Source organism: Bacillus sp. FSL M8-0166 (assembly GCF_038008825.1).
Lineage (GTDB): Bacteria > Bacillota > Bacilli > Bacillales > Bacillaceae > Bacillus > Bacillus safensis.
In genome coordinates this window covers 1,726,356-1,751,652 of the sequence record NZ_JBBOZZ010000001.1, presented here as the reverse complement: position 1 = coordinate 1,751,652, position 25,297 = coordinate 1,726,356, and the positions used below count along the sequence as shown (strand labels likewise).

General features: G+C 41.3%; 22 protein-coding genes and 1 pseudogene. 13 read left to right on the top strand and 10 right to left on the bottom strand.

Features of this window, described 5'->3' with window-relative positions; translation table 11 throughout:
* Positions 1-35: 35 nt before the first annotated feature.
* The 5 genes and pseudogenes from NSS92_RS09290 to NSS92_RS09275 all read right to left on the bottom strand — a co-directional run bounded on the left by NSS92_RS09290 (position 36) and on the right by NSS92_RS09275 (position 5,136).
* Positions 36-1,181 carry a serine alkaline protease SapB gene (locus tag NSS92_RS09290; protein ID WP_267585950.1) on the bottom strand — a complete coding sequence of 382 codons (1,146 nt, stop codon included), beginning with the start codon at positions 1,179-1,181 and terminating at the stop codon, positions 36-38.
* 389 nt (positions 1,182-1,570) lie between these two features.
* Positions 1,571-2,155 (bottom strand): histidine phosphatase family protein, encoded by a 585-nt coding sequence (locus tag NSS92_RS09285; RefSeq protein ID WP_267585951.1) that lies wholly within the window; start codon positions 2,153-2,155, stop codon positions 1,571-1,573.
* A gap of 61 nt (positions 2,156-2,216) precedes the next feature.
* Entirely contained in the window at positions 2,217-2,732 is a 516-nt protein-coding gene (locus NSS92_RS19475; protein WP_394336034.1) for a methyl-accepting chemotaxis protein, read from the bottom strand.
* Positions 2,733-2,972: 240 nt separating this feature from the next.
* A pseudogene (locus NSS92_RS19470) lies at positions 2,973-3,512 on the bottom strand (protoglobin family protein); the annotation flags it as partial.
* A gap of 91 nt (positions 3,513-3,603) precedes the next feature.
* Positions 3,604-5,136 (bottom strand): FAD-dependent oxidoreductase, encoded by a 1,533-nt coding sequence (locus tag NSS92_RS09275; protein ID WP_340867424.1) that lies wholly within the window; start codon positions 5,134-5,136, stop codon positions 3,604-3,606.
* Positions 5,137-5,277: 141 nt separating this feature from the next.
* Between NSS92_RS09275 and NSS92_RS09270 the strand changes: the two genes are divergently transcribed.
* Entirely contained in the window at positions 5,278-6,138 is an 861-nt protein-coding gene (locus tag NSS92_RS09270) for an SDR family oxidoreductase (protein WP_024425480.1), read from the top strand.
* Positions 6,139-6,194: 56 nt separating this feature from the next.
* Here NSS92_RS09270 and NSS92_RS09265 read toward each other — a convergent pair whose 3' ends face one another.
* Positions 6,195-6,431 (bottom strand): IDEAL domain-containing protein, encoded by a 237-nt coding sequence (locus NSS92_RS09265; protein WP_008348804.1) that lies wholly within the window; start codon positions 6,429-6,431, stop codon positions 6,195-6,197.
* Positions 6,432-6,719: 288 nt separating this feature from the next.
* Between NSS92_RS09265 and NSS92_RS09260 the strand changes: the two genes are divergently transcribed.
* Together NSS92_RS09260 and NSS92_RS09255 are read left to right on the top strand one after the other, a co-directional pair.
* Positions 6,720-7,298: a competence protein ComK gene (locus tag NSS92_RS09260; RefSeq protein WP_024425481.1), complete on the top strand. Its 579-nt coding sequence runs from the start codon at positions 6,720-6,722 to the stop codon at positions 7,296-7,298.
* Between the two features lie 347 nt (positions 7,299-7,645).
* Positions 7,646-8,128 (top strand): hypothetical protein, encoded by a 483-nt coding sequence (locus tag NSS92_RS09255; protein WP_267585954.1) that lies wholly within the window; start codon positions 7,646-7,648, stop codon positions 8,126-8,128.
* Between the two features lie 31 nt (positions 8,129-8,159).
* Here the strand turns inward: NSS92_RS09255 and pdxR are convergent, their stop codons facing one another.
* Complete coding sequence (gene pdxR, locus NSS92_RS09250; RefSeq protein ID WP_340867420.1) at positions 8,160-9,599, bottom strand: MocR-like pyridoxine biosynthesis transcription factor PdxR; 1,440 nt, start codon at positions 9,597-9,599, stop codon at positions 8,160-8,162.
* A gap of 145 nt (positions 9,600-9,744) precedes the next feature.
* Between pdxR and NSS92_RS09245 the strand changes: the two genes are divergently transcribed.
* The 3 genes from NSS92_RS09245 to NSS92_RS09235 all read left to right on the top strand — a co-directional run bounded on the left by NSS92_RS09245 (position 9,745) and on the right by NSS92_RS09235 (position 12,401).
* On the top strand, positions 9,745-10,914 hold the full coding sequence (locus tag NSS92_RS09245; protein ID WP_340867417.1) for an MFS transporter: 1,170 nt from the start codon (positions 9,745-9,747) through the stop codon (positions 10,912-10,914).
* A 65-nt stretch (positions 10,915-10,979) separates the two neighbouring features.
* Entirely contained in the window at positions 10,980-11,258 is a 279-nt protein-coding gene (locus NSS92_RS09240; protein ID WP_267585957.1) for a barstar family protein, read from the top strand.
* Between the two features lie 186 nt (positions 11,259-11,444).
* Positions 11,445-12,401: an LCP family protein gene (locus tag NSS92_RS09235; RefSeq protein WP_267585958.1), complete on the top strand. Its 957-nt coding sequence runs from the start codon at positions 11,445-11,447 to the stop codon at positions 12,399-12,401.
* Positions 12,402-12,472: 71 nt separating this feature from the next.
* On the opposite strand, the gene NSS92_RS09230 is transcribed toward NSS92_RS09235, so the two are convergent.
* Entirely contained in the window at positions 12,473-12,835 is a 363-nt protein-coding gene (locus NSS92_RS09230) for a hypothetical protein (protein WP_024425491.1), read from the bottom strand.
* Between the two features lie 157 nt (positions 12,836-12,992).
* On the opposite strand from NSS92_RS09230, the gene NSS92_RS09225 reads away from it, so the two are divergent.
* Both NSS92_RS09225 and lepB read left to right on the top strand, forming a co-directional pair.
* Complete coding sequence (locus NSS92_RS09225) at positions 12,993-13,610, top strand: TVP38/TMEM64 family protein (protein ID WP_267585959.1); 618 nt, start codon at positions 12,993-12,995, stop codon at positions 13,608-13,610.
* Positions 13,610-14,122, top strand: a complete 513-nt coding sequence (gene lepB, locus NSS92_RS09220; RefSeq protein ID WP_267585960.1) for a signal peptidase I — start codon at positions 13,610-13,612, stop codon at positions 14,120-14,122. The genes NSS92_RS09225 and lepB overlap by 1 nt, the downstream gene beginning before the upstream one ends.
* A gap of 37 nt (positions 14,123-14,159) precedes the next feature.
* Here lepB and NSS92_RS09215 read toward each other — a convergent pair whose 3' ends face one another.
* The gene (locus NSS92_RS09215; RefSeq protein ID WP_340869970.1) at positions 14,160-15,305 is read right to left on the bottom strand and encodes an AbrB family transcriptional regulator; all 1,146 of its coding nucleotides are present in this window, start codon (positions 15,303-15,305) and stop codon (positions 14,160-14,162) included.
* 266 nt (positions 15,306-15,571) lie between these two features.
* Here NSS92_RS09215 and NSS92_RS09210 point away from each other — a divergent pair, with 266 nt between their 5' ends.
* The 3 genes from NSS92_RS09210 to NSS92_RS09200 are packed head-to-tail and all read left to right on the top strand — an operon-like array spanning position 15,572 to position 17,293.
* The gene (locus NSS92_RS09210) at positions 15,572-15,994 is read left to right on the top strand and encodes a BlaI/MecI/CopY family transcriptional regulator (RefSeq protein ID WP_024425495.1); all 423 of its coding nucleotides are present in this window, start codon (positions 15,572-15,574) and stop codon (positions 15,992-15,994) included.
* The gene (locus NSS92_RS09205) at positions 15,987-16,826 is read left to right on the top strand and encodes a M56 family metallopeptidase (protein ID WP_340867412.1); all 840 of its coding nucleotides are present in this window, start codon (positions 15,987-15,989) and stop codon (positions 16,824-16,826) included. The genes NSS92_RS09210 and NSS92_RS09205 overlap by 8 nt, the downstream gene beginning before the upstream one ends.
* A 56-nt stretch (positions 16,827-16,882) precedes the next feature.
* The gene (locus tag NSS92_RS09200) at positions 16,883-17,293 is read left to right on the top strand and encodes a DoxX family protein (RefSeq protein ID WP_025093362.1); all 411 of its coding nucleotides are present in this window, start codon (positions 16,883-16,885) and stop codon (positions 17,291-17,293) included.
* Positions 17,294-17,490: 197 nt separating this feature from the next.
* On the opposite strand, the gene NSS92_RS09195 is transcribed toward NSS92_RS09200, so the two are convergent.
* Entirely contained in the window at positions 17,491-17,937 is a 447-nt protein-coding gene (locus tag NSS92_RS09195) for a ferritin-like domain-containing protein (protein ID WP_267585962.1), read from the bottom strand.
* A 153-nt stretch (positions 17,938-18,090) separates the two neighbouring features.
* On the opposite strand from NSS92_RS09195, the gene addB reads away from it, so the two are divergent.
* Positions 18,091-21,600 carry a helicase-exonuclease AddAB subunit AddB gene (gene addB / locus NSS92_RS09190; RefSeq protein WP_340867409.1) on the top strand — a complete coding sequence of 1,170 codons (3,510 nt, stop codon included), beginning with the start codon at positions 18,091-18,093 and terminating at the stop codon, positions 21,598-21,600.
* Entirely contained in the window at positions 21,578-25,282 is a 3,705-nt protein-coding gene (gene addA / locus NSS92_RS09185) for a helicase-exonuclease AddAB subunit AddA (RefSeq protein ID WP_340867408.1), read from the top strand. The genes addB and addA overlap by 23 nt, the downstream gene beginning before the upstream one ends.
* The last annotated feature ends 15 nt before the right edge of the window (positions 25,283-25,297 follow it).

Genomic DNA, 25,297 nt, shown 5'->3' with positions numbered 1-25,297 from the left:
CGGCTCAGTCAGCCGGATTTTTTGTCACAATTATTTTAGTTAGAAGCCGCTTGAACGTTGATTAACCCTTTTCCATAATAGAATGAGTCACCAAGCGGTGTCGCTGTATTTTCTAAGCGCTGGCGAACCTGTGAATTTGTTAGGTTCGGGTTTTTAGAAAGAATAAGCGCTGCTGCTCCTGCTACATGAGGAGACGCCATAGATGTTCCAGTATAAGAAGTGTATCCGCTGCTTGGTACTGTACTTAAAATAGAAGTACCAGGTGCAGAAACATCTAATTCAGGACCTGCGCTAGAAGATGAGTTTCTGACATTGTTACTGTTTACATTGGCAACAGCAATTGTAGAATCGTATTTTGCTGGATAGCCAACGGTGCTAGTAGAACCAAATGAACCTGAATTTCCTGCTGCGGCAACGACAACTACTCCGCGGTTATTCGCTGTGTCAACAGCATTTTTAAGTGCTGTGGAGCCGTTTGGTCCGCCTAAGCTCATATTGATGACATCCATGTTATTCGCTACAGCCCATTCAATACCGCTAATAATCCAGCTGTATTGTCCGTCGCCATTACGGTCTAATACTTTCACAGCATATAGGGAAGCGCTTGGAGCGACCCCGAGTACACCAATTGTGTTATCAAGGGCAGCAATGGTTCCAGCTACGTGAGTTCCGTGTGATTGAAAGTCTTGGGTGGCATTTGGCTCTGAAGGGACAAAGCTCGCACCGCCTGCAACATTTAAGTCAGGGTGTGCTGCGTGGATTCCAGTATCAAGGACAGCTACTTTGACATTAGCACCTTTATAACCTTGAGCGTGTACAGCTGGAGCTTTGATTTGAGGGATTCCATAAGGGACGGTTTGTGCATATGCTTCTGCTTTATGGTCTTCTTCTACGTAAGCAATGCTAGGGTCATGTTCAAGTTTTTTGGCGGCTTGTTCGGACATTTTCACTTGTGCAGCATTAATGAGGCGGTATTGTTTTTCTAGTTTTCCACCATTTTGAATGACAGCTTGTTTCTTAGAGCTGTTTGTGGTGGCAGAGGCTTTAAAACCAACAATATAGCTTTTTTCACTATCTGTTTTGGAGACCGTCTCGGCATTTGCCATGGATCCTCCAAACCCTGCTGAAAACAGAAGAGGGACAGCCAATAAAACACTTGTCATCACATTTTTCTTTTTCACGCACATTCCACATCCCTTTTTTCTTATTTCAGAATAATCATCCGTAGTCTATAAGAATGACCCGTTTGATTATTCTGTATATTCAGTTTAAGGGAAGTAGGCAAATAAGAGTAGACCCGAATTTTTGTGAAAGTCCTAGCGAAAATTGGGGAATTAAGCCACTTGGAATCGATGGTAAAATATGTTTATTCTATCATTTCAGCGATGATCTATTAAAAAGGGAGTGTGCTTTTTTTCTCATGATCCATTTCCGGTTAAATATTCGATACCCGAAATGCCATAAAATAGGTAGAATCGTCTAGCATCTATTTCGAATTTCGATATAAAAAAATATTATTTTATCATTGTTTTTGTCATGAAAAAAAGAACCTGCTAAGATAACAGGCTCTTTAAGAAGGGGCGGATTGAGTTAAATGGCTGACCACGTTGTAATCACGGACCTTCCATTTACCATCTGTCCATTCCACATAATTTAAGCAAGCATTGACAAGTCTCGTGTTCTGTAGACCCATATGTTCATCAGCCAAAGTGGTGAGTAAAGCATGGATAGCAGCACCGTGAGCCACGATCAGGACATGTTGATCTGGATAGGCTGCTCTGACTTTCTCAATTCCTTCTAACATTCGGTTTTGAATCGTCTCTAGTGGTTCCATATTTGGATACTGTTTATCTGGAAACAGCTTTTGCCGCTCCTCAAACGACATGCCTTCAGCGTCACCGTAATCTCGTTCAATGAAATCATCCATGATGACAAGTGGGGCATGAACATAATTTAAAATCAAGTGTGCCGTTTCTTTTGCCCTTGTTAGTGGACTGGAAATGACAACATCCCAATGGACATCCTTTAAGTAAAGTCCAGTTTGTTCAGCCTGCCATTTACCTGTGTCGTTTAAAGGGATGTCTGTTCGTCCTTGAATTCGTTTCGCTGCATTCCAATCTGTTTCCCCGTGTCTGACTAGGCAAATTGTTGTCAATCAAATCCCGCCTTTTCTATCTTTTCTTCTATTATACTAAAGCAGAAGAAAAAAGACTGTATTAGCGATTTGTCAGGCTTGTTAAGGATTCGACGGAGCTTGCAACTTGAGACACCGTTTGTTTGACTTCCTTCAATTCGTTAAGGAAGGTCTGAAGGTCAATTTCAATTTTTCCGTTTTGGTTTTTGCTTAAGTTCATGCTGCTGACGATATCATCGAAGAGTGAATTGATTTGTGTCATTTTTTCTTTACTGTCTGTCACAAGTAAATTCACGTCTGCAATGTGCTGAGACACAATGGCGATTTGTGAATTGGTATTGTTGACGAGTTCAGATACAGTTGAAACCGTTTTCTTTGTGTCCTCAGATAATTTGCGCACCTCGTTTGCAACGACAGCAAAGCCTTTTCCATGTTCTCCTGCTCGTGCAGATTCGATTGAGGCATTTAAAGATAACAAGTTCGTCTGTTCTGCAATGCCTGTGACAATCCCAAAGATTTGTTCAATTTGTTTGGCGATTTCTTCAAGGCGCTTAATTTCTGTTTCAATCTTTGTCATGCTGCCATCAATTTGATTCATTTGTGTTTGCTGAATTTCTAATTCTTTTTTACCGCCGATTGATTTTTCTTCGACCTGTGCTGAAATTTGTGTTCCAGCTTGTGACATGTCCGCCATCTCATCCGATTTTGAGACAAGCTTGTCGACTGCACTTGTTGTGTTTGAGAAGAGCGAAGCAAGCGAATTTGAAGTCTCCGTGATTTTTGTATGAAGCTCCTGCTGCTGCTCTTCTGCTTCATCACGAATTTTAGAATACTCATTTTGGAATGTATCTAGCACAAGCTGCTGCTCTAAATTTAAAATTTTCGTCGTCGCTTTGACTGCTGTCTGATATTCTTTGAAATCTTGGATATGATGAGCGAATAAATCCATAATTGATAGCAGAAGGTCTTGGAATGCTGCCATATACCATTTAGGCTGGAGACCAATCCGTAAATGAACTTGCGCAATTTTAATGCGTTTTGCCACATAGGTTTCGTCAATCACACCTGCAAACATTTCGCTAATATGAATGCGGAGTGTTTTTTTCAAACGATCGACAGAACTATTGTCTTGAATGATATGCATCAAGGAAGACTCGACTTCTAAATTTTTATAAAACTTATCAACAATATGTGCAATATCATCCTGAACAATTGGATTGAGCTGCTTTAATATCAATAGGTCATGCTGCGTCAGGTCGATCATTTTGATTTGTTTGGCGATGTCCGTATTGTTCGAGAAGTTGATTCGTTTTATCTCATCATCCTGCTGTGTGAAAAAAGCAGTGTTTTTTCTTTTCGGTTCTTTTTTAAATAACAATGTGTTTGTCCCCCCATAATCATCACAAATATCAGACTTTATGTTTTTTATCGGATAATATTGGATTTTTTAAAGGGAAACGAGTGAAATTTTACTGTTCTGTATATGACCTTTTTAGTGGTTTCTTTGCAGGCCCTTCTACTACTTCTCCAGTAATGGAAAAACGTGAACCGTGACATGGACAATCCCAAGTACGGTCACTATTATTCCAAGCGACTTCACAGCCTAGATGAGTACACGTTGTGTCGACAAGAAAGACATTCCCATCCTCTGATTTAAAGGCGCCGCACTTTTTATGTTCATACGAGATAATGCCGCCCTCGCCAGGTTTTAAATCATCGATTGTTTGATCAGTTCGTTTGAATTTACCACTGATCAGTTTAGCAGCGACATTGGTATTTTCTTTAACGAAATCTTTGACGAAAGTGTCAGTAACAGCTCTAGAAGGCGTAAAGATTGATTCGTACGGATTCGATTTTCCTTCAATTAAATCACCGATAAGAGTAGCTGCGACGTGGCTTGTGGTCATGCCCCATTTTCTAAAGCCAGTCGCTACAAAGATATTCTGGTGGTGTTTGGTCAGGCGGCCAATGTAAGGGATTTGATCCATTGTGACCATATCGTGTGTCGACCAGCGATACAGCACTTCTTCTATTCCAAGGGTGGCGTCTCCAAACGTTTCTAGTCCTTCATAGTGAGCGGATTCATCTCCGCCTTGTCCTGTTTTATGGCCTTCTCCTCCGATGAGGACTACTTCTTCACCGTGCCATTCTGCCGTTCTTAAAGAGTGAGCAGGCTGGTCAATTCCTAAATACATTCCGTCTGGGAGCGGTTTGGTTGTTTTAGCTGCTACGACATAGGACTGCTCTGGATGAATTCGGGTGAAATAAAGTCCTTTCCCATCATAAAAAGGAAAGTGTGAGCATGAAATGACATAGCGCCCTGTCAGATGATGTCCGCTTTTTGTGACGACAGCAGGCCGGTTCCCTTCTTTTACATCAACAGCGGTTGTTTGTTCAAAGATACGTACACCTCGCTCTAGGAGCTTGTCGATTAGTGCATTGAGATAATGAAGGGGATGAAACTGTGCTTGCTTGGTCATTGCAAGGGCTGCTTTGATGTCAGCGTCAAAAGGAAGCTTTGTTTTCCATTCCCGGTCAATACCAAGCTGTTTGTAGGCATCTAATTCCTTCTTTAACTTTTTTACACCGCTTTCTTCCTTTGTATAAAGGTAAGCATCTTTTATCTCTAATTGACAATCGATGTCGTGCTCTTTGACACGAGCTTGAATGAGGTCTTTTGCTTTCTCATTTGCTTCTACATACAAACGTGCTTTCGGCATCCCAATCTGTTGAATCAGCTCATGGTAGTATACATCATGCTGTGAGGTGATTTTAGCTGTTGTGTGTCCGGTCGTGCCTTGCAGCAATTGATCGGCATCAATGATGATCACTTCTAGTCCTCGCTCTGTCATTTCAAACGCCGCCGCGATACCGGTAATACCGCCGCCGACAATGATCACATCTGCTGTGAGATCCTCACTGACAGCAGGAAAAGAATGTTTCTGACTGTCCGCCAGCCATAGCGATTTTGCCTGTTCCATTCCTTTATGTTCTTGTTCCATGTTGTCGCCTCCATTGACTTGTTGTGTATAATTTTTCCACAATGCTGAAAATCATACATCTGAAAGGAAATAGGGGCGCCATACATAAAAAAGCAGCCAGCACATAAAAATAAACAAGATAAAAGGAAGGAGTGGACTAACGTGTCAACAAAGCAGCCGAAGAAAACATTGCCGCCTCAGCACCAAAATGAACGTCCGGGTCTTGAATATAAAATGAACCCTAGACCTGTCTTTGATCGTGAGGTGCAGGACAAAAAGTTAGCAGGAAAAACAGCCATTGTGACCGGAGGAGACAGCGGGATCGGAAGAGCAGTCTCTGTCTTATTTGCGAAGGAGGGAGCCAATGTCGCCATTGTTTACTTAAGTGAACATCGCGATGCCGAGGAGACGAAGGACTATATTGAAAAAGCGGGAGGCCGTGTCATCTTAATTGCAGGTGATTTAGGGGATGAGGCTTTTTCAAATGAAGTCGTCAAAAAAACAAAAGATGCCTTCGGTTCCATTGATATTTTGGTGAATAACGCCGGGGAACAGCATCCGCAAAAAAGCATTGAGCAAATTACCTCGCATCAGCTTCTTCGGACATTTCAAACGAATATTTTTGCCATGTTTTATTTAACAAAAGCAGTTCTTCCTCATTTAAAAAAAGGAAGCAGTATCATTAATACAGCATCTGTCACCGCCTATAAAGGGCATGAAACATTGATCGATTATTCATCTACAAAAGGGGCGGTCGTCACCTTTACGAGATCATTATCCTTATCGCTCATTAAACAAGGGATTAGAGTGAACGGGGTAGCACCCGGCCCTATTTGGACACCGCTGATTCCATCAACCTTTACGGAAAAAGAAGTTTCTGAATTTGGCGGAGATGTCCCGATGGAACGTCCTGGTGAGCCAGTAGAGCTTGCGCCAAGTTATTTATTTTTAGCGAGCGAAGACTCATCTTATATGAATGGACAAATGCTGCATGTGAATGGCGGGACCATTTTAAATGGATAAACAAAAAACTTGCGGTAAAGAGACGAGTTGCTGTCTCTCTGCCGCAAGTAAAATCATCATGATTGATGTAAGCAGTGTTCTGCATATTGAGCTGACAGGTCATTGAATCGCTTTTCATCACGCTGATCCAGTGCCTTATCAATCTCTTCTCTTAGGAAGGTTAAGCGCTGTTTATAAAGCGCTTCATCTAAAACCATTTGAATATAGATGTCTAAAATGGTGACGCCGTTTTCTTCGGTTTTTTGGGTGTTGCGGGACTTCATGAGCTCAGCATACGTTTTTTTCTCTTTCATAAAGAATCCCCCCGATGCCTTTTTTATAGTATATGGATTGGCGGAGAAAAAATCAACAAGAATTTATAATTTTTAGACAATTTATTTTTGAGCAGAATCGACACCTCTTGTCCAATCGACAGGATGTGATATATCTTTAAAAATGACTTTTCGATAGATCGAATGGACTAAAAAATATGATAAAAAGATGATTTTTAATAAATTTTGAAAAAATCCTGTCGTTTCTTATATGTTGGTGATAGATTAATAGTATCTTAATAACCAAATATTAACACAGGAGGAAATGAAGTGTCAGGAATTAGTGAAACACCTTTAGATTCATACGTCATTAATCAAACAACAATGGCGGTCCTTCCAGTTGAAGAAGGAAAAAGAGTATATTCAAAAGTCATAGAAAGAGAGACAAGCTTTTACGTTGAATTAAAGCCCCTGCAAATTATTGAACGCAGCTGCAGATTCTTCGGCTCAAGCTATGCAGGCAGAAAAGCGGGAACATACGAAGTAACAGGAATTTCTCACAAGCCTCCAATTGTGATTGACTCATCCAATCACCTGTATTTCTTCCCAACTTATTCATCCAACCGTCCTCAGTGCGGCTGGATCTCCCACAAATACATTCATACCTTCCAGGAATCATCCCTCGGAGACACGGTGGTCACCTTTACAAATGAGCAAACTGTCAAACTTGATGTCTCATATAAATCATTTGAGAGTCAGGTGCACCGGACAGCATATCTCCGAACGAAATTTCAAGATCGTCTTGACGGAGGTCTTCCTAAGAAACAAGAATTTATGCTGTATCCAAAGGAACAGCAGCTCAATCTCGTATACGATTTTATATTAAGGGAGCTTCGTAACAGATATTAGTCAAACGCCAGCGGCAGAGCAGCCGCTGGGCCTCTTATCAAGCGTGGGTTTAGCATATATGGATTTAATGCAATGCAAAAAGGCGCCAAAAGGGGGGAATGCATCATAAAGATAAATCCATTGAAACCAAATACGTATGTCTCGTCGTCTATTGGTTGTATTGGAAAATGACAGGGGAATGTGAATCCTTAGACGTATTTTCATCCATTTACTCATAAATCACAGAAGTGACACGAGCTTGTCTGTTACAATAAAAGAAATCATTTCTTGCAAAGAATTCTTATGTGGTAAAGGATGCATATATTTGACCGATATGAACGAATGGGATAAAGAAATGGAGGCTCTGTATGAAAAAACAATCACATTTGGTGCTGCTATTTATCCTAACAGTGACATTACTAGCAGCCTGTCAGCAAGCAGGTCAATCGCCTTCAAAGCAAGACGCAAAAGAAGCTGCTTATGAACAATGGGTTCAGTCTTATATGGATGAGTTAAATGAAGCATATGAAAAGATGACCGATCAGTTTATCTCAGATGGACATGGAAAGATCCAAACAAATAAAAAATTGACAGAAGCGACGAAAGCATTTGATCGTGTGATTCAAAAAGGGCTTGATCATCAAGAAGTTCCAGCCGCTTATCAAAAGGCTGATCAACAATTAAAGACAGGCCTTGCTTCCTTTGAAAAAGGGGTCAGTAAGGTGGAGAAGCTCTTGAAGCATCCCGATCAAGAGAAGCTGTTTATTTCCGCTACCCATCATTTTCAGGATGGCTTGCAGCAGACAGCCGCATTTATTGAAGAAGTAGGTCAGATTCAGCAATCATCCTAAAAAAGCTTGGAAGGTTTACTTCCAGGCTTTTTTAGATGTGAATTATTTTCTTTAAACGGCGAACGCCTTCTTGAATCATGCTTTCGTCGGTACAGGCGAATCCTAGCAGTAATCCCTTTCGATTGCTTTCAAAACAATAAGGACTTAATGGATAAATGCCAACGCCAGCTGCTTTTGCTGCCTCAATGCTCCCTTTTTCATCAAAGTCTTGCGCTCCTTCTAAAAAGACATGAAGGCCCGTATCGGTTCCATAGATACGGAAGTGTTTGTCAAAGTGATGTGTCATAAGGGCATTCATCATGGCTGCCTGTCTTTTTTTATATAGCTGTCTCATTCGCCTGACATACCGCGTGAATTCTCCTTCTTTGAAAAAAGAAGCGAGTGTGATTTGTTCCATAATGGGCAGCTGTCTTTGAATGAGTGATTGCAGTGCGGCCATTTCTTTCATGACTGCTTTGGAGCCGATAATGGCAGCCAGGCGGATGCCAGGTGCCAGCACTTTTGAGAAGCTTAAGATGTAAATCACATGCTCGGGTGCTTCTGAAAATAGGGAAGGGAGCGGCCCGCCATGGTAACGATAATCCCCATCAAAATCATCCTCTAATATATAAGACTGATGGCTGACAGCAAACGTCAGCAGCTGCTGCCTTCTGTTTACACTCATACATACACCAGTTGGACGCTGATGGGAAGGCGTCACAGCAATCAGTTTTGTTCGCCGGGGCAATGTATTCACCACCATTCCTTCTTCATCAACTGGTGCGGGGTGAATGTTCATTTCGCGATGCATAAACGACAGCCTTGCCCCAGGGAAACCTGGATCTTCAACAGCCACTGTATCACCTTTTTTAAGCAATACCTGTGAAATTAAATCAATGGCTTGCTGCGTGCCACCCGTTAACACCATTTGATCTTCTTCTACATCGATCCCGCGTTCAACAGATAAGTATTGGCGTATTTCTGAACGCACTTCCCATAATCCATGCGGAGAGGAATAGCCCCAATCCTTCATATCTAATCGCTGTAATGCTTTCATGAGCGAGCGTTTCCATATGTTTTGAAAGTGGTCGTCGATGGCTGGCTCCTGATGACGAAAATCAATATCAAGCTTCTCATGAAATTGATTGGCTGACAGCCAATGATCCATTTGTTTTTCGGCCTCTTCAAAGTGAGGTCTTATCGGAGGTGAGAAAGGCGGTTCACTTTGATGGGGAGGGGAAGCTGTATATTGATCACTTGAAATGACCTTTGTACCACCTCTTCTAGATGTGCTGACGTAGCCTCTTGCCAGCAGCTCATCGTAGGCAAGCTGTACGGTTGATCTTGATACATTAAGCTCCTGTGCTAACACTCTTGTCGGTGTTAACTGATCGTCGGGATGCAGTTTTTGTGAATGAATTTTTTGAATGATCTCAGTCACGATTTGCTGCCAGAGCGGGGTAGCGCTTGAACGGTCTAAATGAATATACATCGTGCACCTTCTCTCATTGTCACGTCATAACATGATGATGACACGGAATTATGGACTGGTCAATAGTGTCATTTTTGGATATAGGAAGTAAGCCAAATGATGTGTACACTGTTCTCATATGCAATGATATAGAGGAGAGAGTCAAATGATCCCAGCATCCAAAGAAGAAACGGCACACCTATCCATCATTCCATTTATTTTCGTTTTACTTGGTCTTTTTATGATAACGATTGCTGTGAATCTGCAAGTGCCCCTTTATACGGCGTATGCAGAACAAGCAGGGTACGGAAAGGCGGCAACAGCACTTGTATTTGCCGCGTATGTCTTCGGACTCATTCCAGTTTTGCTTTTTCTTGGCGGCATTTCTGACCGGGCAGGTCGCAAACCGATTTTATTGGTCGCCCTTAGCTTTTCGTTATGTGCCACCTTGTTGATGATTGTGCATCCTTCCATCCAGATGCTCTTTGCTGCCCGGCTGCTGCAAGGTGTCGGACTTGGTCTTAGTGTTGGAACATGCACCGCATATTTGATTGCTTTATATCCAGAGAAATCAGGCTGGATTCCAACTTTTATTACGCTATGCAGTTCGGTTGGATTTGGGGGCGGTGCTCTTTTTACGGCACTTCTATCTTTTCAGCGTGTGTCACTCACGCCGCTTAGCTATTGGATTGTGCTGGCCTTTTTGATCTTAACCATTGTGGTTGTCTTCTTTTTCGTGCCGCCTGTACAAGGAGATTCAGGTAAACCGATGATGAACATGCCAAGATTTCCAAAAGGAACAATGCCGGCGAATGCAGCCATTGCTATCGCGTGGTCGGTGTGCGGCCTTGTCATTTCGATTTTGCCAGCACAGCTTAAATTAAATGGTTATGAATTGTGGGTAGGGCCGGCGCTCTTTTTAATTAATATGGCAGGTGTCCTGATGCAGCCCTTTGTGCGCAAGATGAATAGCAGTATAGCGCTCCTTGCGGGGTTTATCTGTCTTCCATGCGGATATGGCCTCTTGCTATACGGTGCAAGCAGCGGGTCTATTTTCCTTGTGCTTGCCGGAACGATGCTGGCGGGTACTGCCTGCTATGGATTTACTTATTTAGGTGGACTTCAGCTCATTGTTGAGCGAGGGAAAAAGGAGGCGGCTAGAGCCGTTGCAGGGTATTACTTGTTTGCCTATTTAGGACTTGGTATTCCGAGTGTTTTTGTTGGCCTCTTCGCTGATATTTATGGTACTCAGCTCGTATTAAACCTCTTTTTCTTGCTCGTTTTGGCTGCCTGCCTCATTCTATTGATCTCAGGTGTCAGACAGAAACAAAAGTAAGATGTCCATCTTTCTCTTTCTCCTCCAATTCGTTTAAAATATAGGGAAGAGAGGGGAAGATGAACATGAAAAAAGTGCAGCTTGATGGCGCAGCGTGCAGGTCGCAAGAAGAGCTTCATGACCAGCTAAAAACAGTTTTACACCTTCCTGACTATTACGGAAAAAATCTTGATGCCCTTTGGGACTGTTTGACAGGAGAGGTGACTCTTCCAGTAGAACTAACATGGGTGAATTTTCAAACGAGCAAAGACGCTCTTGGTGATTATGCTGAGAGCTTGCGTCAGTTATTTCAAGAAGCAGAAGGGGAATTGAAAGGACAATTCCAATTTGATATTCAATCATGATGAAAAAGCAGCCGCTGCCGCAGGCTGTTTTTTTGATTTTGATTGGTTTATAGATGAGCCGGCTGATATTTAAGTGATTTTTATTGTGGATTCATAAAAATATGTTGCGTGAAGGAAACTTTCTTCGAATTATGTTATAGTGGAACCTACATTGATAGACTAAGATAGAGTGAGGGTTCGGAAAGGATGAAGGAAAAAACAAGATCAAAAAGAAGACTGAGACCTTGGGTAAAAGCCGTGCTGTTTATGATGGCATTTGTCATGGTGATGGCAGTGTCCGTGACTGGATACGCATACTATAAAATTTCAAAAGCGTCGAACAAGGCGCAAGTATCATTAGAAAGAGGAGACACCTCGCAAAAGCGTGTGAAAGCTTTTGATCCAGGAAAGGACAGCTTTTCGGTGCTGCTGCTTGGAATTGACAGCCGTCCAGGTGAAACGGTAGACGAAGCAAGAAGTGATGCGGTCTTACTGGCGGCGGTGAACCGAACAGACAAAACCATTAAGCTTCTCAGTATTCCTCGTGATTCCTATGTGGATATACCGGGAAGAGGATATGATAAAATTGCTCACGCCCATGCGTTTGGGAGTGCAGATTTGTCAGTCAAAACGGTCGAAAGCCTATTGAACATTCCTGTAGACTATGTGATTTCAGGGAACTTTAAGGCGTTTCAAGACATTGTGGATGAGCTAAATGGAATTGACGTAACGATTGAAGATGAAAGCATCGCAAAACAAATGAAAAAGGATTCAAAGGGAAAAGTTCAAGTGCAGACAGGCACTCATAGACTGAATGGCGAAGAAGCTTTAGCCTTTGTGAGAACGAGAAAAGCAGACAGTGACCTCATGCGCGGAAAGCGCCAAATGGAAGCACTTCAAGCCATCTTTGAAAAATCTAAATCGATTTCTTCGATCCCGTCATACGACAACATCATTGATACGCTTGGTGATAATGTCTCAACCAATCTTTCCATGAAACAGTTCATCGGTCTTTTTCCATTACTGAGCTCATTGAAATCAGTGGATACCATTCAGCTAAAGGGCCATGATTATCAGCCTGGGAATGTGTATTACTTTGAGTTAGATGGACCAGGATTAGAAGAAGTTAGAACAGAGCTGAGAAAACAGCTTGAATTATCATAAATAAGAAGGAGCCTGCCGCCGCGGCAGGCTTTTTTCTTTGAATGGGTACCACGCCGTATTTCAGCAAGAAGTTAATTTGCTTGATGCAGAAAATATCCAGTCAGCAGTTCCTCTACTCGATGTCGTATACGCGGATTAAAGTATTTATGCTTTTCTTCATAGCCATTTATGATAAATAGATACGTTGTAAATCCTTCGTCGTGTTCAATTTGCTGTACCTTCATGTTTTCTTTACGTAAATGCTGCTTCAGTTCGTAAAGTGCTTTCTGTGCTTCCTTTAACACAGAGGTCACAAGCTGAATGTATGGTTCATTTAGTTTAAATGTTTGATGTTGTTTTAAGTGTGTCAGATCACGATTGAGGATGGAGATGACCATAGGAAGAAAGATGGCCTGTTCCATCATTTGAAGCTGTATTCTTGATAGTCTCGTCATGTCCAAGCCTGCTTTCTTTATAAATAGAACAAGTGTTCTTGTTTTATTATATCGAATGAGTCAAACAATCTCAAGGGGGAGAGTGGGATTCATTTGTATATTTTTATGTTTTCCATGTAAAATGAAATGTAGACAAACCTTGAAGGAGTCAAACAAGTTGACATCATTTCTTTCTCTATTTACTCATGAAAATATCACATCATTTTTTGAAAGCTACAAGGCCTTTGGACCAATTGTCGCTATATTGCTTCCTATGATTGAAGCATTTCTTCCGTTTTTACCACTCGTGGCGTTTGCGGTGGCCAATGCAAATGCATTCGGCCTTTGGGAAGGCTTTTTATTAACCTGGATCGGTGCAAGTGCAGGGTCTATTCTTGTCTTTTTACTGATCAGAAAATTTGGACAGATGAGAATGCTGAACTTTATCAGCAGACACCCTTATATTAAGAAATTGATGCTCTGGGTGGAGAAGCGGGGATTTGGTCCGTTATTTATTTTACTCTGCTTTCCTTTTACACCTTCTGCTGCCGTCAATGTTGTCGCAGGCTTATCAAGAATTAGCATGTGGCAATTTTCACTAGCTGCTTTAGCTGGTAAGTGTGTCATGCTCTTTATCATTAGTTTTATCGGTTATGATCTTTCTGCTTTAGTAAAGAATCCGTTAAGAAGTGTTTTTGCGGTTCTAGTTATCGTTTTATTATGGTATGTTGGAAAGAGAGTAGAAAATAGGTTAAACATTCGAATGAGCAAGCGTGAGGACAAAGGAGGCTCTTAATGAAAAAGAAGCCATTGCTATGGTTGATGATTATTACATGCATCGTCTTATTGTTCCAGGTAAAGAATTTCATGTTTGTGAAGTATAAAGTAGAAGGGGTTAGTATGGACCCGACATTTACAGATGGAACAGAATTATTAATCAACAAGTTCTCACCAAAACTCACGAAAATTAACCGGTTTGATTATGTGTTATTTCACGGACCCAAAAATCAAATTTTGATTAAACGGGTCATTGGGCTCCCAGGAGAATCGATCAAGTATGTCGATGATCAGTTATTTGTCGATGGTGCAAAATGGAAAGAGCCCTATTTAAAAGAGCAGAAAAAACATAAAATGGGGAATGTCCTGACAGGAGATTTTCAGCTGAAAGCCATCACAGGACAAGATAAAATCAAAAAAAACCATTACTTCGTGATCGGAGATAACCGAATACATAGCTTCGACAGCCGGCATTTTGGAACGATTTCAAAGGATCAAGTAGTTGGTGTCAAAAGAAATCATGGTGAATAAAAAAGAGGCGCTCTGCACATGCAAAGCGTCTCTTTTTTTATTTTGCGGCTTTATAATCAGGATGTTTTTTTGCCCAGACATGATGTAAGAATCGAAAAAACGATGGCAGCATAGCAATGACAAGAATGATTCTAACAACTTGTACAGCCACTACAAAGGTTGAGTCCTCATGGAGTGTAACTGCTGTTGTTGCCATTTCTGCAATACCGCCAGGCGAAAAGGCGAGAATGGCTGTAATGACAGAAATGCCTGTGACCTCTGCAATGGCAATTGAACTGAGAACCGTTGCAGCAATCAGTCCAGCTGAGCTGACGACGGCTACAATTAACGTGTTTTTAAGCCCGACAAACATCTGTTTATTCATTTTTGAACCGATGGTTGCACCTAGAAATACCTGTGATGCGATATTCGCTTGTGCTGGCCAGTAAGGAATTAAATCATGACCTATGAGCGCACCTGCACCTACTTGAAGAGCTGCAACTCCTAACATGCTGCCAATCAGCCAAGGGGCAGGGAAATGAAGACGAACCGCCAAGCGTGACATAAGCCAGGCACCTAAAATAAGTGCAGCAGTCCATGAGATATTTGACAGGGTGAAAACGCCGGATGAAAAGGCGCTCCCTTGCACGCCGGCAGCTGCATCCGCTGAATTTTTTGTATTTAAATAGAACACCGTAAATGGGATGGTGAGTACGACCATTAATACACGTGTTGTTTGTACGAGACTGACAACGGCGGTATTTGCTCCAACCTCCTGGGCAATCCCTGGCATAGCAGATAAACCGCCTGGTGCTGTTCCGACAAAGCTGGTCAGCATATCTGTTTTACTCAGCTTCCATAAGGCAAAGCCAGAGAGCATCGCCAGTAGAATAGAAAAAACGAGCATGAAACTCACAGGGAGCCAATGTTCAGCGAAAATATGAAGAACTTTCATGTTCATTTTTTGTCCGAGTTCGATTCCGAGAATAAATTGACCAAGGAGTAGCCATCTGCTGTGAATACGCAAGGTGTTGTTTCCTTTACGCTGAAACAGGGTTGGACGTCGCATGGCAATAAATGCAGCTGTGATTAATGTACCGACCATCCAGCCAATAGACATTCCTGTTAAAGACAAAAGAAATCCACCTAAACCGCTTATCGCGATCAAAATGAGATCGGTTCGAAGGCTGTTTCCTTGTTTCATCACATGTAAACCTTCTTCCTATAAATTTGTTCAGTAAGTGAAATGTTGTTATCTTCACTATAATACAAAAGTCTCTATAAATAAAATACGAATTTTTTTACCATTTTCATAAGATTATCTTATCATGAATCGGATAGCCTATTGATATAAATAGGGATATAATTTTTACCAAAAAGCAAGGTAATATGCAACGATTTTCCCCTATTTTAGTTATCTGTTGACTATCATTTTCAATTACACTACAATCCTTAGTGTGAGGTGATGACATGAAGATTCCTTCTTTTAAATATAATGAAAAGGGATTGAATCGTTTTTTCGGTCCTTTAGAGGGAAGAATTATGGAGATCCTTTATCAAGGTGAGGATATGCCGATTAAAGAAGTGCAGCAGAAGCTGTCAGATGAAAAGCCGATTAATTTCAACACGGTGATGACTGTGCTGAACCGCTTAACCGAAAAGGGAATTGTCGAGAAGAAAACAAAAGGGCGTTCATCTATTTATAATCCCATTTTAACAAAAGAAGAATTTCTAAATGAGCAGACAAAATGGATTACGCAAGGGCTGATGGACGATTTTGGTCCACTGGCAGTGAATCATATGGTGGATGCAATTGAAAGTGCTGACCCTGAATTACTCAAAGTGCTTGAAGCAAGGCTGGCATCTAAAAAAGAGGAGCAGCAAAATGAATAAAATGAAATCGAGTCTGCTGTTTTTAGGCGGTATATTGATTGGTTTAACGATTTTTTATCAGATGGGGTATTACGTGCTTTCAAGCTTTTTTGGCTGGAATCAAGCATATAATCTCATTCATGTATGCCAGTCTGTTCTCGAATTCTATGGATTCACTCCTTTGAAATATTTTCTAGATGCTTTAGTCATCTACACATTGGGATTTGCGATTTTCTATATGACGAAGCAAATCAAAACGTACATTCAATTCAAGCAAAATCTGATGCTTGCAGTCGATCACCAGTCGACCGAATCTTTATCTGAGAAATATGCAAACGACATCATTGTGTTTCATTGTCATGAACCGCTTGCTTTCGCCATGGGGATGCTTCACCCAAAGGTCTACTTATCAACGTCTCTCATGGACATGCTGGATGAAGAGGAGATTGACGCTGTTGTTCATCATGAATTGCACCACAAATACAGCTATGATCCTTTAAAGGCCTTCACATTCTCAATGCTCACAAAAGTTATTTGGTACATTCCAGTGTTAAAGCATATGAGACAAAGCTATTCCGTTTTTCGTGAAGTGATCGCAGATGACTATGCTATTCGGCAGACAGGCACTGAGCTTGGAGTAGGGCAAGCCCTTTTGAAACTCATTAAAAAGAGAACTCAATTTCAAAAACAAACGAAGTTTGCGGTATCCTTTGGAGATCGGGCATTGAATTTAAGAATACAGAAGATCTTAAATCCAACTTACAATATTCCTTTCAATGTACCCATCATTCCCATTGTCACATCAACCATTCTCATGGTGGTCTTAATGATTATGCTTAACCTAAATTACTAATTTTTTTACTTATTAACATTACATTATGTAGTGTAAAAACAGGAGGAAATCACTATATGAAAACGAATCAAGAAATAGGAACACTTTTCGTACGTGTTATTTTAGGTATTATCTTCTTTCTACACGGACTTCAGGCATATCAAGGAGGTCTGGGAGGAACAGCTGCATTCTTTGGACAAATCGGAATACCGGAATTTATGGCCTATATTGTGAAGACAATTGAACTGGTCGGTGGTATCGCCTTGATTTTAGGTCTAGGAACACGTATTTTTGCAGCATTATTTGTACCAATTATGGCTGTGGCGATTATTACGGTTGGTTTTTCTAAAGGATTTGTTGGCGGTTATGAATTTGAACTATCGCTGCTCGTCATGGCGCTTTATTTAACACTTAGCGGCAGTAAGATGCTGTCCATTGATGGGATGCTAAAACATCAGCAGCAAAGCAATGAAGCAAAATTTCATTAAACGATCATGAAAAAAACTCCTTCTGCTATTTGTGGCAGAGGAGTTTTTTTATTTATCAAATTGTCGTTTTCACATTTGAAAAAGTGAAAGAGATGAGAGATTTGCTGAGAATAGTACTTTATTTTATAGATTGAATGAATAAAAAGACAATTTCATTTTTTGACGGAACATACGATCTCCTATTAAAATAGGACTATCTAAGACACATGGTGCGTTAAAAGATATAAAAACCATACAGCATGCTGCTGTTCATCTTGAGCGATACGTTTCATCAGCTCTTTTGTTCCTTGATCCCGGACATAATCTGATACCGTTAAGTAAAAATCGACCGTTTTTTGTTCATCTTTAAATGCGAAAACAAGCCCTTCTCTAAATTGATCTGGACAAGGTTCTGTTACGCTTGGTTTGTGGTTTTTACCTGTTAAAGAATAATATAGCTTTGAAAATAGTTGATAGTGTCTGACTTCATCCTGGCGTATTTCTTGAATGATTTTTTTTGCCTCAGGAGTTTTTGCTCTTTGGGCAAGTTTTTCGTAGCATTGGATCGCAGAATATTCACCATTGATTGCTTTTTCAAGGTCTGAAATGATTCTTGTGTTTTGGCGCATGTCATATGGCGAGTAGTCATAATAACCGTAATACATGATATTGCCAGCCTCCTTTGAGTTCATGATGGTTTATGATATGAGAAGAGTGAGGAAAGGTGCCTATATCTTTTTTAGGAAGGAGAAGGGGAAAATAGCTATTTACTTTTATTTTCGCTAGAATATGAGTACATAAGAAAGGTGTTGTGGAGCGTGGAGATTCAGTTTTTAGCAGGCAGATCGGGGAGTGGAAAAACGACTGCAATCTTAGAGGAAATCAAAGAACAGCTTCGGCTTGATCCGTTGGGTCCGCCAATCATTTTTTTAGTCCCGGATCAAATGACATTCTTAATGGAATACGAGCTTGCAAAAACGTCTGAAGCTGGCGGGATGATCAGAGCCAAAGTATTTAGTTTCACGCGTCTTGCTTGGTCTATTTTACAGCAGACTGGCGGAGCGAACCGGCAATTTGTGACAAGCACAGGAATTCAAATGCTTTTAAGAAAAGTGATTGAAGAGGAGAAAGAAAAGTTTAAGGTATTCAAAAAAGCGAGTGATAAGCCGGGGTTTGTGGAGCAAATCGAAAAGACGATGGCTGAGTTCAAAAGATACTGTATGCTGCCGGAGGATATTGAAAAAATTTCATTATCGAGCATGCATTCAGAGCATACAGAAGAAAGACGGGCAGCCGATAAATTGCATGATCTGCATGTTCTTTATCAGCAGATGGAGCAGCATTTACAAGATGAATATGTGCACTCCGAAGACTATTTGACGCTTCTCACGCAGCAAATTCCTTTATCTGAAGAAATTAAAGGAGCACACATTTATATAGATGGTTTTTATCAATTTACACCGCAGCAGCTTCTCGTCATTGAACAGCTTCTGCTGCATGCTGAGAAAATAACGGCTGCTTTCACAGTGGATCGTTCCTATCATGATAAGCAGCCAAATGAACTTGATTTATTTCGTATGACAGGTAAAACGTATTTCCAGCTCTATCAGCTTGCCAGAGAGTGCGGAGCAGCCATTTCTGAGAACATTTTGGAGGGAAATAACCGTCATCTTCATACGCCGGATCTTGCTTATTTAGAACGCCAATATGAGCAGAGACCGGTGCAGCCATATCAGGAAGTAACCCCTCATCTCACAGTATCTAAAAGTGCAAGTAAACGAGCTGAAATTGAGGGAGTAGCGAGAGAAATTCTTCATTTAGTGAGAGAAGAAGGACTCAGACTGCGAGATATTTCGATTGTAGCGCGGCATGTAGACGACTATAAAGATACGTTAAAAGAGGTTTTTCGAGATTACGATATTCCTTTTTTTATTGATGGAAATGAATCGATGCAGTATCATCCGCTCATTGAATTGATTCGTTCGAGCTTGGATGTCATAAAAGGAAACTGGCGGTATGAGGCTGTGTTTCGCTGCGTGAAGACAGAGTTCTTATTTCCGCTCGAACTTGCCAAAAACAAAGCGAGAGAACAAGCAGATCAGCTTGAAAACTACTGTATTGCTTATGGTGTAAAAGGAGAACGCTGGACAAACGGCTCCCGTTTCCATTACAGACGATTCCAATCCTTAGATGAGGATTTTGGACAAACAGATCAAGAAATTGAAATGGAACAGATGCTGAATAATGTAAAGGAATGGATCGCACCCCCGCTTTTCCAATTGCAAAAAAGGCTGAAAAAAGCGCAAAAGGTCAAAGACATGGTGGAGGCAGTCTATGTCTTTTTAGAGGAAATACAAGTGCCGGATAAACTTGAAAAGGCCAGGCTGGAGGCTGAGGAAGCAGGTAGATTAGCTGAATCCATGCAGCATGGACAAGTATGGGATGCTGTTATTCAATTAATGGATGAATTTGTTGAAATGCTCGGTGAGGAGGAGCTCTCATTTCCTTTATTCCAACAGATGATGGATACAGGATTGGCCTCTCTAAAATTCGCTTTAATTCCGCCTTCACTCGACCAAGTATTTATCGGAAGTATGGATTTATCAAGAATGTATCAAGTGAAGTGTATGTTTATCATTGGGGTAAATGATGGCGTTATTCCCGCACGCCCTTCTGATGAAAGTGTTTTGTCTGAGGATGACCGGGAATGGTTAAAACGAGCAGGAGCAGAGCTGGCAGAGACAGGAAAGGAACGGCTGCTAGATGAGCAATTTTTAATTTACCAAGCGCTGGCGAGTCCATCCTATCATTTGTATCTGTCTTATTCGGTGTCAGATGAAGAGGGGCGCTCTCTATTGCCTTCGACTCTTATCAAGTATTGTCAGGAGCTTATGCCGAATCATCAGCATGCTTTGTATGTGTTAGACCCGGAACAGCTGGATGACGAGGAGCAATTAAAATTTGTAGCGAATGAGCATGTCTCGTTATCTTATACCGTCTCGCAGCTGCAGCAATGGCTCAACCAATATCCCATCAGTGGTGTATGGTGGAGTGTCTATAATTTTTTGATGACGTCATCTCATCGGGATGTATCAAAAAACATCTTGTCGAGTTTGTTTTTTACAAATCGAGCGAAGCGCTTAAAACCAAACGTCACAAAAGAACTTTACGGTGATCACATTCAAGGCAGTGTTTCAAGAATGGAGAAATTCAATGCGTGTGCGTTTTCTCACTTTGCTTCCCACGGGTTAAAACTAAAGGACCGGCAATTTTATAAATTGGAAGCACCCGATATCGGCCAGCTGTTTCACTCAGCTTTAAAGCATGTTTCAGATACGCTTGTTGAACAAAAAAAGGATTGGAAAAACCTAACGAAGGAAGACTGTGTCACTTATTCAAGACATGCAATCGAACAGCTTGCTCCGCGTCTTCAAAAGGAAATTCTATTAAGCTCTAATCGGCATGCTTATATTAAAGAAAAGCTCCAGAAAATCTTGATTCGAGTCTCTTCTATCTTAAGTGAGCATGCAAAAGTGAGTGGATTTTCTCCCGTTGGACTTGAATTAGGCTTTGGCGGTCAAGGACCTCTGCCGCCGTTTACTTTTCAATTGAAAAATGGCTGCACGATGGAGCTTGTCGGAAGAATTGACCGGGTGGATAAAGCAGAAGGTTCAAAAGGACTGCTGTTGAGAATCGTCGACTACAAATCGAGTGAGAAAGGTCTTGATCTAGCAGAAGTATACTATGGGCTGGCCTTGCAAATGCTTACTTACTTAGACCTGACCATTACGTATTCGAAGGAATGGCTCGGCGTAGAAGCAACGCCAGCTGGCATTTTATATTTTCATATTCATGATCCGCTCATTCAAGCTCCGATTCCGCTTGCAGAGGATGAAATTGAACAGGAAATATTCAAGAAATTTAAAATGAAAGGTCTATTGCTTGAAGATGTAGAAGCGGTAAAGCTAATGGATCAAACGCTTGAATCAGGAAGATCACAAGTCATTCAAGCCGGCTTGAAAAAGGATGGGTCTTTCCGTTCTGACTCTGCTGTTTTAAGTGAAGATCATTTTCATATACTCACACAGCATGTTCGGCGCACGTTTGAAGAGGCAGGCGAAAGAATTACAAATGGCGAGGTAGCCATTAATCCATATAAATTGAAGGATCAAACACCATGCCGCTTTTGTTCATTTAAGTCTATTTGCCAATTTGATGAATCAATAGAGGATAATGAATTTAGAGTGCTTTCATCTGAAAAGGATGATGTTGTGATAGACCGGATCAAAAAAGAAGGGGATCAGTATGCAAATACCAAAACCGAATAACAGTACTTGGACGGATGACCAGTGGGAAGCCATCGTTTCAGAAGGACAAGATATCCTTGTTGCGGCGGCGGCAGGGTCAGGTAAAACAGCTGTTTTGGTTGAACGGCTGATTCGAAAAATGACCCGTCCTGAAGATCCAGTTGATGTGGATCGTCTGCTCGTTGTGACTTTCACAAATGCATCTGCGGCAGAGATGAAGCATCGGATCACAGAAGCACTTGAAAAGGAATTAGCCAAGAACCCCGGGTCCCTTCATATGAGAAGACAGCTGTCACTCATGAATCGTGCCAATATTTCTACCTTGCACTCCTTTTGCCTGCAGGTTCTGCGCACCTTTTACTATGAGATTGACCTTGATCCAGGCTTTCGTTTGGCTGATCAAACAGAAGGAGAATTATTAGGAGATGAAGTGTTAGATGAACTGTTTGAGGATGAATATAAGGCTGGAAAGCCAGCGTTCTTTGAACTGGTTGATCGTTACACTTCTGACCGTCATGATTTAGACTTGCAATGGCTTGTGAAGAGAATTTATGAGTTTTCCAGATCTCACCCTTTACCTGAGCAATGGATGAGGGCATTCCTTTCTCTTTATGATGTAGATGCTCAAACAAAAGTAGAACAATTACCGTTTTACCCATATATCAAAGAGGATCTTTCTCTCGTTTTTCGAAGCTGTCTGGAACTGCTCGAACGAGCTCTCGCTCTATCAAAAGAACCGGGCGGCCCAGCACCGAGAGCAGAAAATTTTATAGATGATTTAGAGCAAGTCAATGAATTGATTAGGCATCAAGATGATTTTGAGAAGCTTTACGAGCTTTTGCCAAACATCAATTTTAAAAGGCTCAAAACATGTAAAGGGGACGAATATGACCCTGTGCTGTTAGAAAAAGCCACAGATGCACGCAATCAAGCAAAAAAACAATTAGAAAAGCTCAAAGATGAATACTTTATGCGAAGTCCCGCCCAGCATTTGAAAAGCTTAGCTGAAATGAAGCCGGTGGTCGAAACACTTGTGGAGCTTGTCATCCAATTTGGACAGCGTTTCGAAAGAGCGAAGCAAGAAAAATCAATCGTGGACTTTTCTGATTTAGAGCATTATTGCTTACGCATTTTAGCGGAGCAGGACGCGGAAGGAAATTTGATCGAAACAGAAGCGGCCAAGTACTATCAACAGCAGTTTGAAGAAGTGCTCGTTGATGAATACCAAGATACAAACCTTGTACAGGAAACGATTTTAAAGCTTGTATCTAAAGGGGAACATTCTGCAGAGGGCAACCTGTTTATGGTTGGTGATGTAAAGCAGTCCATTTATCGTTTTAGACTGGCTGAGCCCATGCTCTTTTTAAACAAATATAAACAATTTACACCAGATGGCAAAGAAACAGGGAAGAGAATTGATTTAAATAAAAACTTCCGCAGCCGTTCAGATGTGTTAGACAGTACGAACTTTTTGTTTAAACAGCTGATGGGGGAAACAGTTGGAGAAATTGAATATGATGAACAAGCTGAATTAAAGCTTGGAGCGAGTTATCCAGAAAGTAAAGATACAACGACAGAAATGCTCCTTGTTCATTTAGAACAACAGGAAGCAGAAACTGACGAAGAGCGAGAAGAACTAGAGACCGTACAACTAGAAGCGAGAGTCATTGCTAAAAAAATAAGACAATTGGTAGAGCAGCCATTTCAAGTGTACGATGCAAAACAGCAAATGACCCGTAACTTGCAGTATCGGGACATTGTGATTTTGCTCCGCTCTATGCCGTGGGCCCCTCAAATGATGGAGGAATTGAAGAAGCAGGGAATCCCTGTGTATGCGAATCTTTCCTCCGGTTATTTTGAAGCAACAGAGGTGTCTGTGATTCTTTCTCTGTTAAAAGTCATCGATAATCCATATCAGGATATCCCGCTTGCAGCTGTATTCAGATCACCAATTGTTCATTTAGACGAAAATGAAATGGCACTAATCCGCACGAGTGATAAAAAAGGCACTTATTATGATGCTGTGAAGGCATTTATGAGTGTGACTCATTCAGATCACCCTACATGCAAAAAACTAGAACGGTTTTTCAGGTTGCTGCGTAAGTGGCGTGATTTCTCCATGAATCATTCAGTTGCGGAATTGATTTGGGAAGTATACCGCGATACGCAGTATCTAGATTACGTCGGCGGGATGCCTGGAGGCAAGCAGAGACAGGCGAACCTCCGTGCTCTTTATGATCGAGCGAAGCAGTATGAAAAAGCTGCCTTTAGAGGGCTGTTCCGTTTTCTTCGCTTTATTGAAAGAATGCAGGAGCGTGGAGATGATCTTGGCGCGGCAAAAACGTTCAGTGAAACAGAGGACGTTGTTCGCATGATGACGATCCACAGCAGTAAAGGATTAGAATTTCCAATCGTCTTTACCGCAGGACTCGGCAGGAACTTTAATATGAGGGACTTAAACCAGTCTTACTTGCTTGATAAAGAATTAGGCTTTGGAAGCAAATATATTCATCCAGAGCTGAGAATTAGTTATGCAACATTACCGCTTGTGGCGATGAAAAAAAAGATGAGAAAAGAGCTATTATCTGAAGAGCTGAGAGTTCTATATGTGGCGCTCACAAGGGCTAAGGAAAAATTATTTCTGGTCGGCTCTGTCAAAAATCAGGAGAAAGCATTAAGCAAATGGAAAAATGCTGCAACCGGAGAGGACTGGCTGATCCCTGATTTTGAACGTTATCAATCGAAAACATACTTAGATTTTATTGGTCCTGCTCTTATCCGTCACCAAGCAATGTCATCTATTTTAGAAGAAACAGGTGATGTTGTTCTGTCGCATCCATCAGCATTCACGATCTCATTTACTCAAGCTTCCGATCTTCTAAAAGAAGATATGTCACTTGAAAAGAAGCAGCAGGACGAGGTGGTACAAGCATTGATGGACGGTCTGCCTGTTGAAGGATATGGTGATGCTGATGAGAAAGTAGCAGAGAGACTTTCATGGAGATACCCATATCTAGCGGCCTCACAAGTCGGCACAAAGCAGTCTGTTTCTGAGATAAAAAGAATGAAAGAAATACAGGATGAGTACAGTGTTCCTTCTTCTCTTCGAAAAGCTCGTACAACGTTGTATGACCGGCCGGCTTTCATGAAGAAAAAAGCACTCACTGCTGCAGAGCAAGGCACCGCAATGCACACAGTCATGCAGCATATTCCGCTTCCTTATGACGAGCCCTATGATGATTTACGTATACACCAGCTGCTCGATTCCTTACAGCAGAGAGACTTGCTAACAAATGAGCAAGTCCAGTCAATTGATCAAGAAGGAATTACAGCTTTCTTCTCTACATCTATTGGTCAAAAGCTGCAAAAAGCGGACTGGGTGAAACGAGAAGTGTCATTTAGTATGGTGTTACCTGTTAAAGAGGTATACAGCCATATTGATGCAGAGGGGGAGCCTGTCCTTATTCAAGGGATGATTGACTGTTTATTTGAAACGGACGGAAAGCTATATTTACTAGATTATAAAACCGATAGAGTGCAAGGCAGATTTACAGGCGGCCTTGAAGCAGCTGCACCTATATTGAAAAAGCGCTATGAAACTCAAATAGCGTTATATGCAAAAGCAGTAGAACGTTTAACAAACAGAACATTAGAGGAGAAAATTCTTTATTTCTTTGACGGGAATTTAGAAATTTCTTTATAAATGTATCGGAATGAG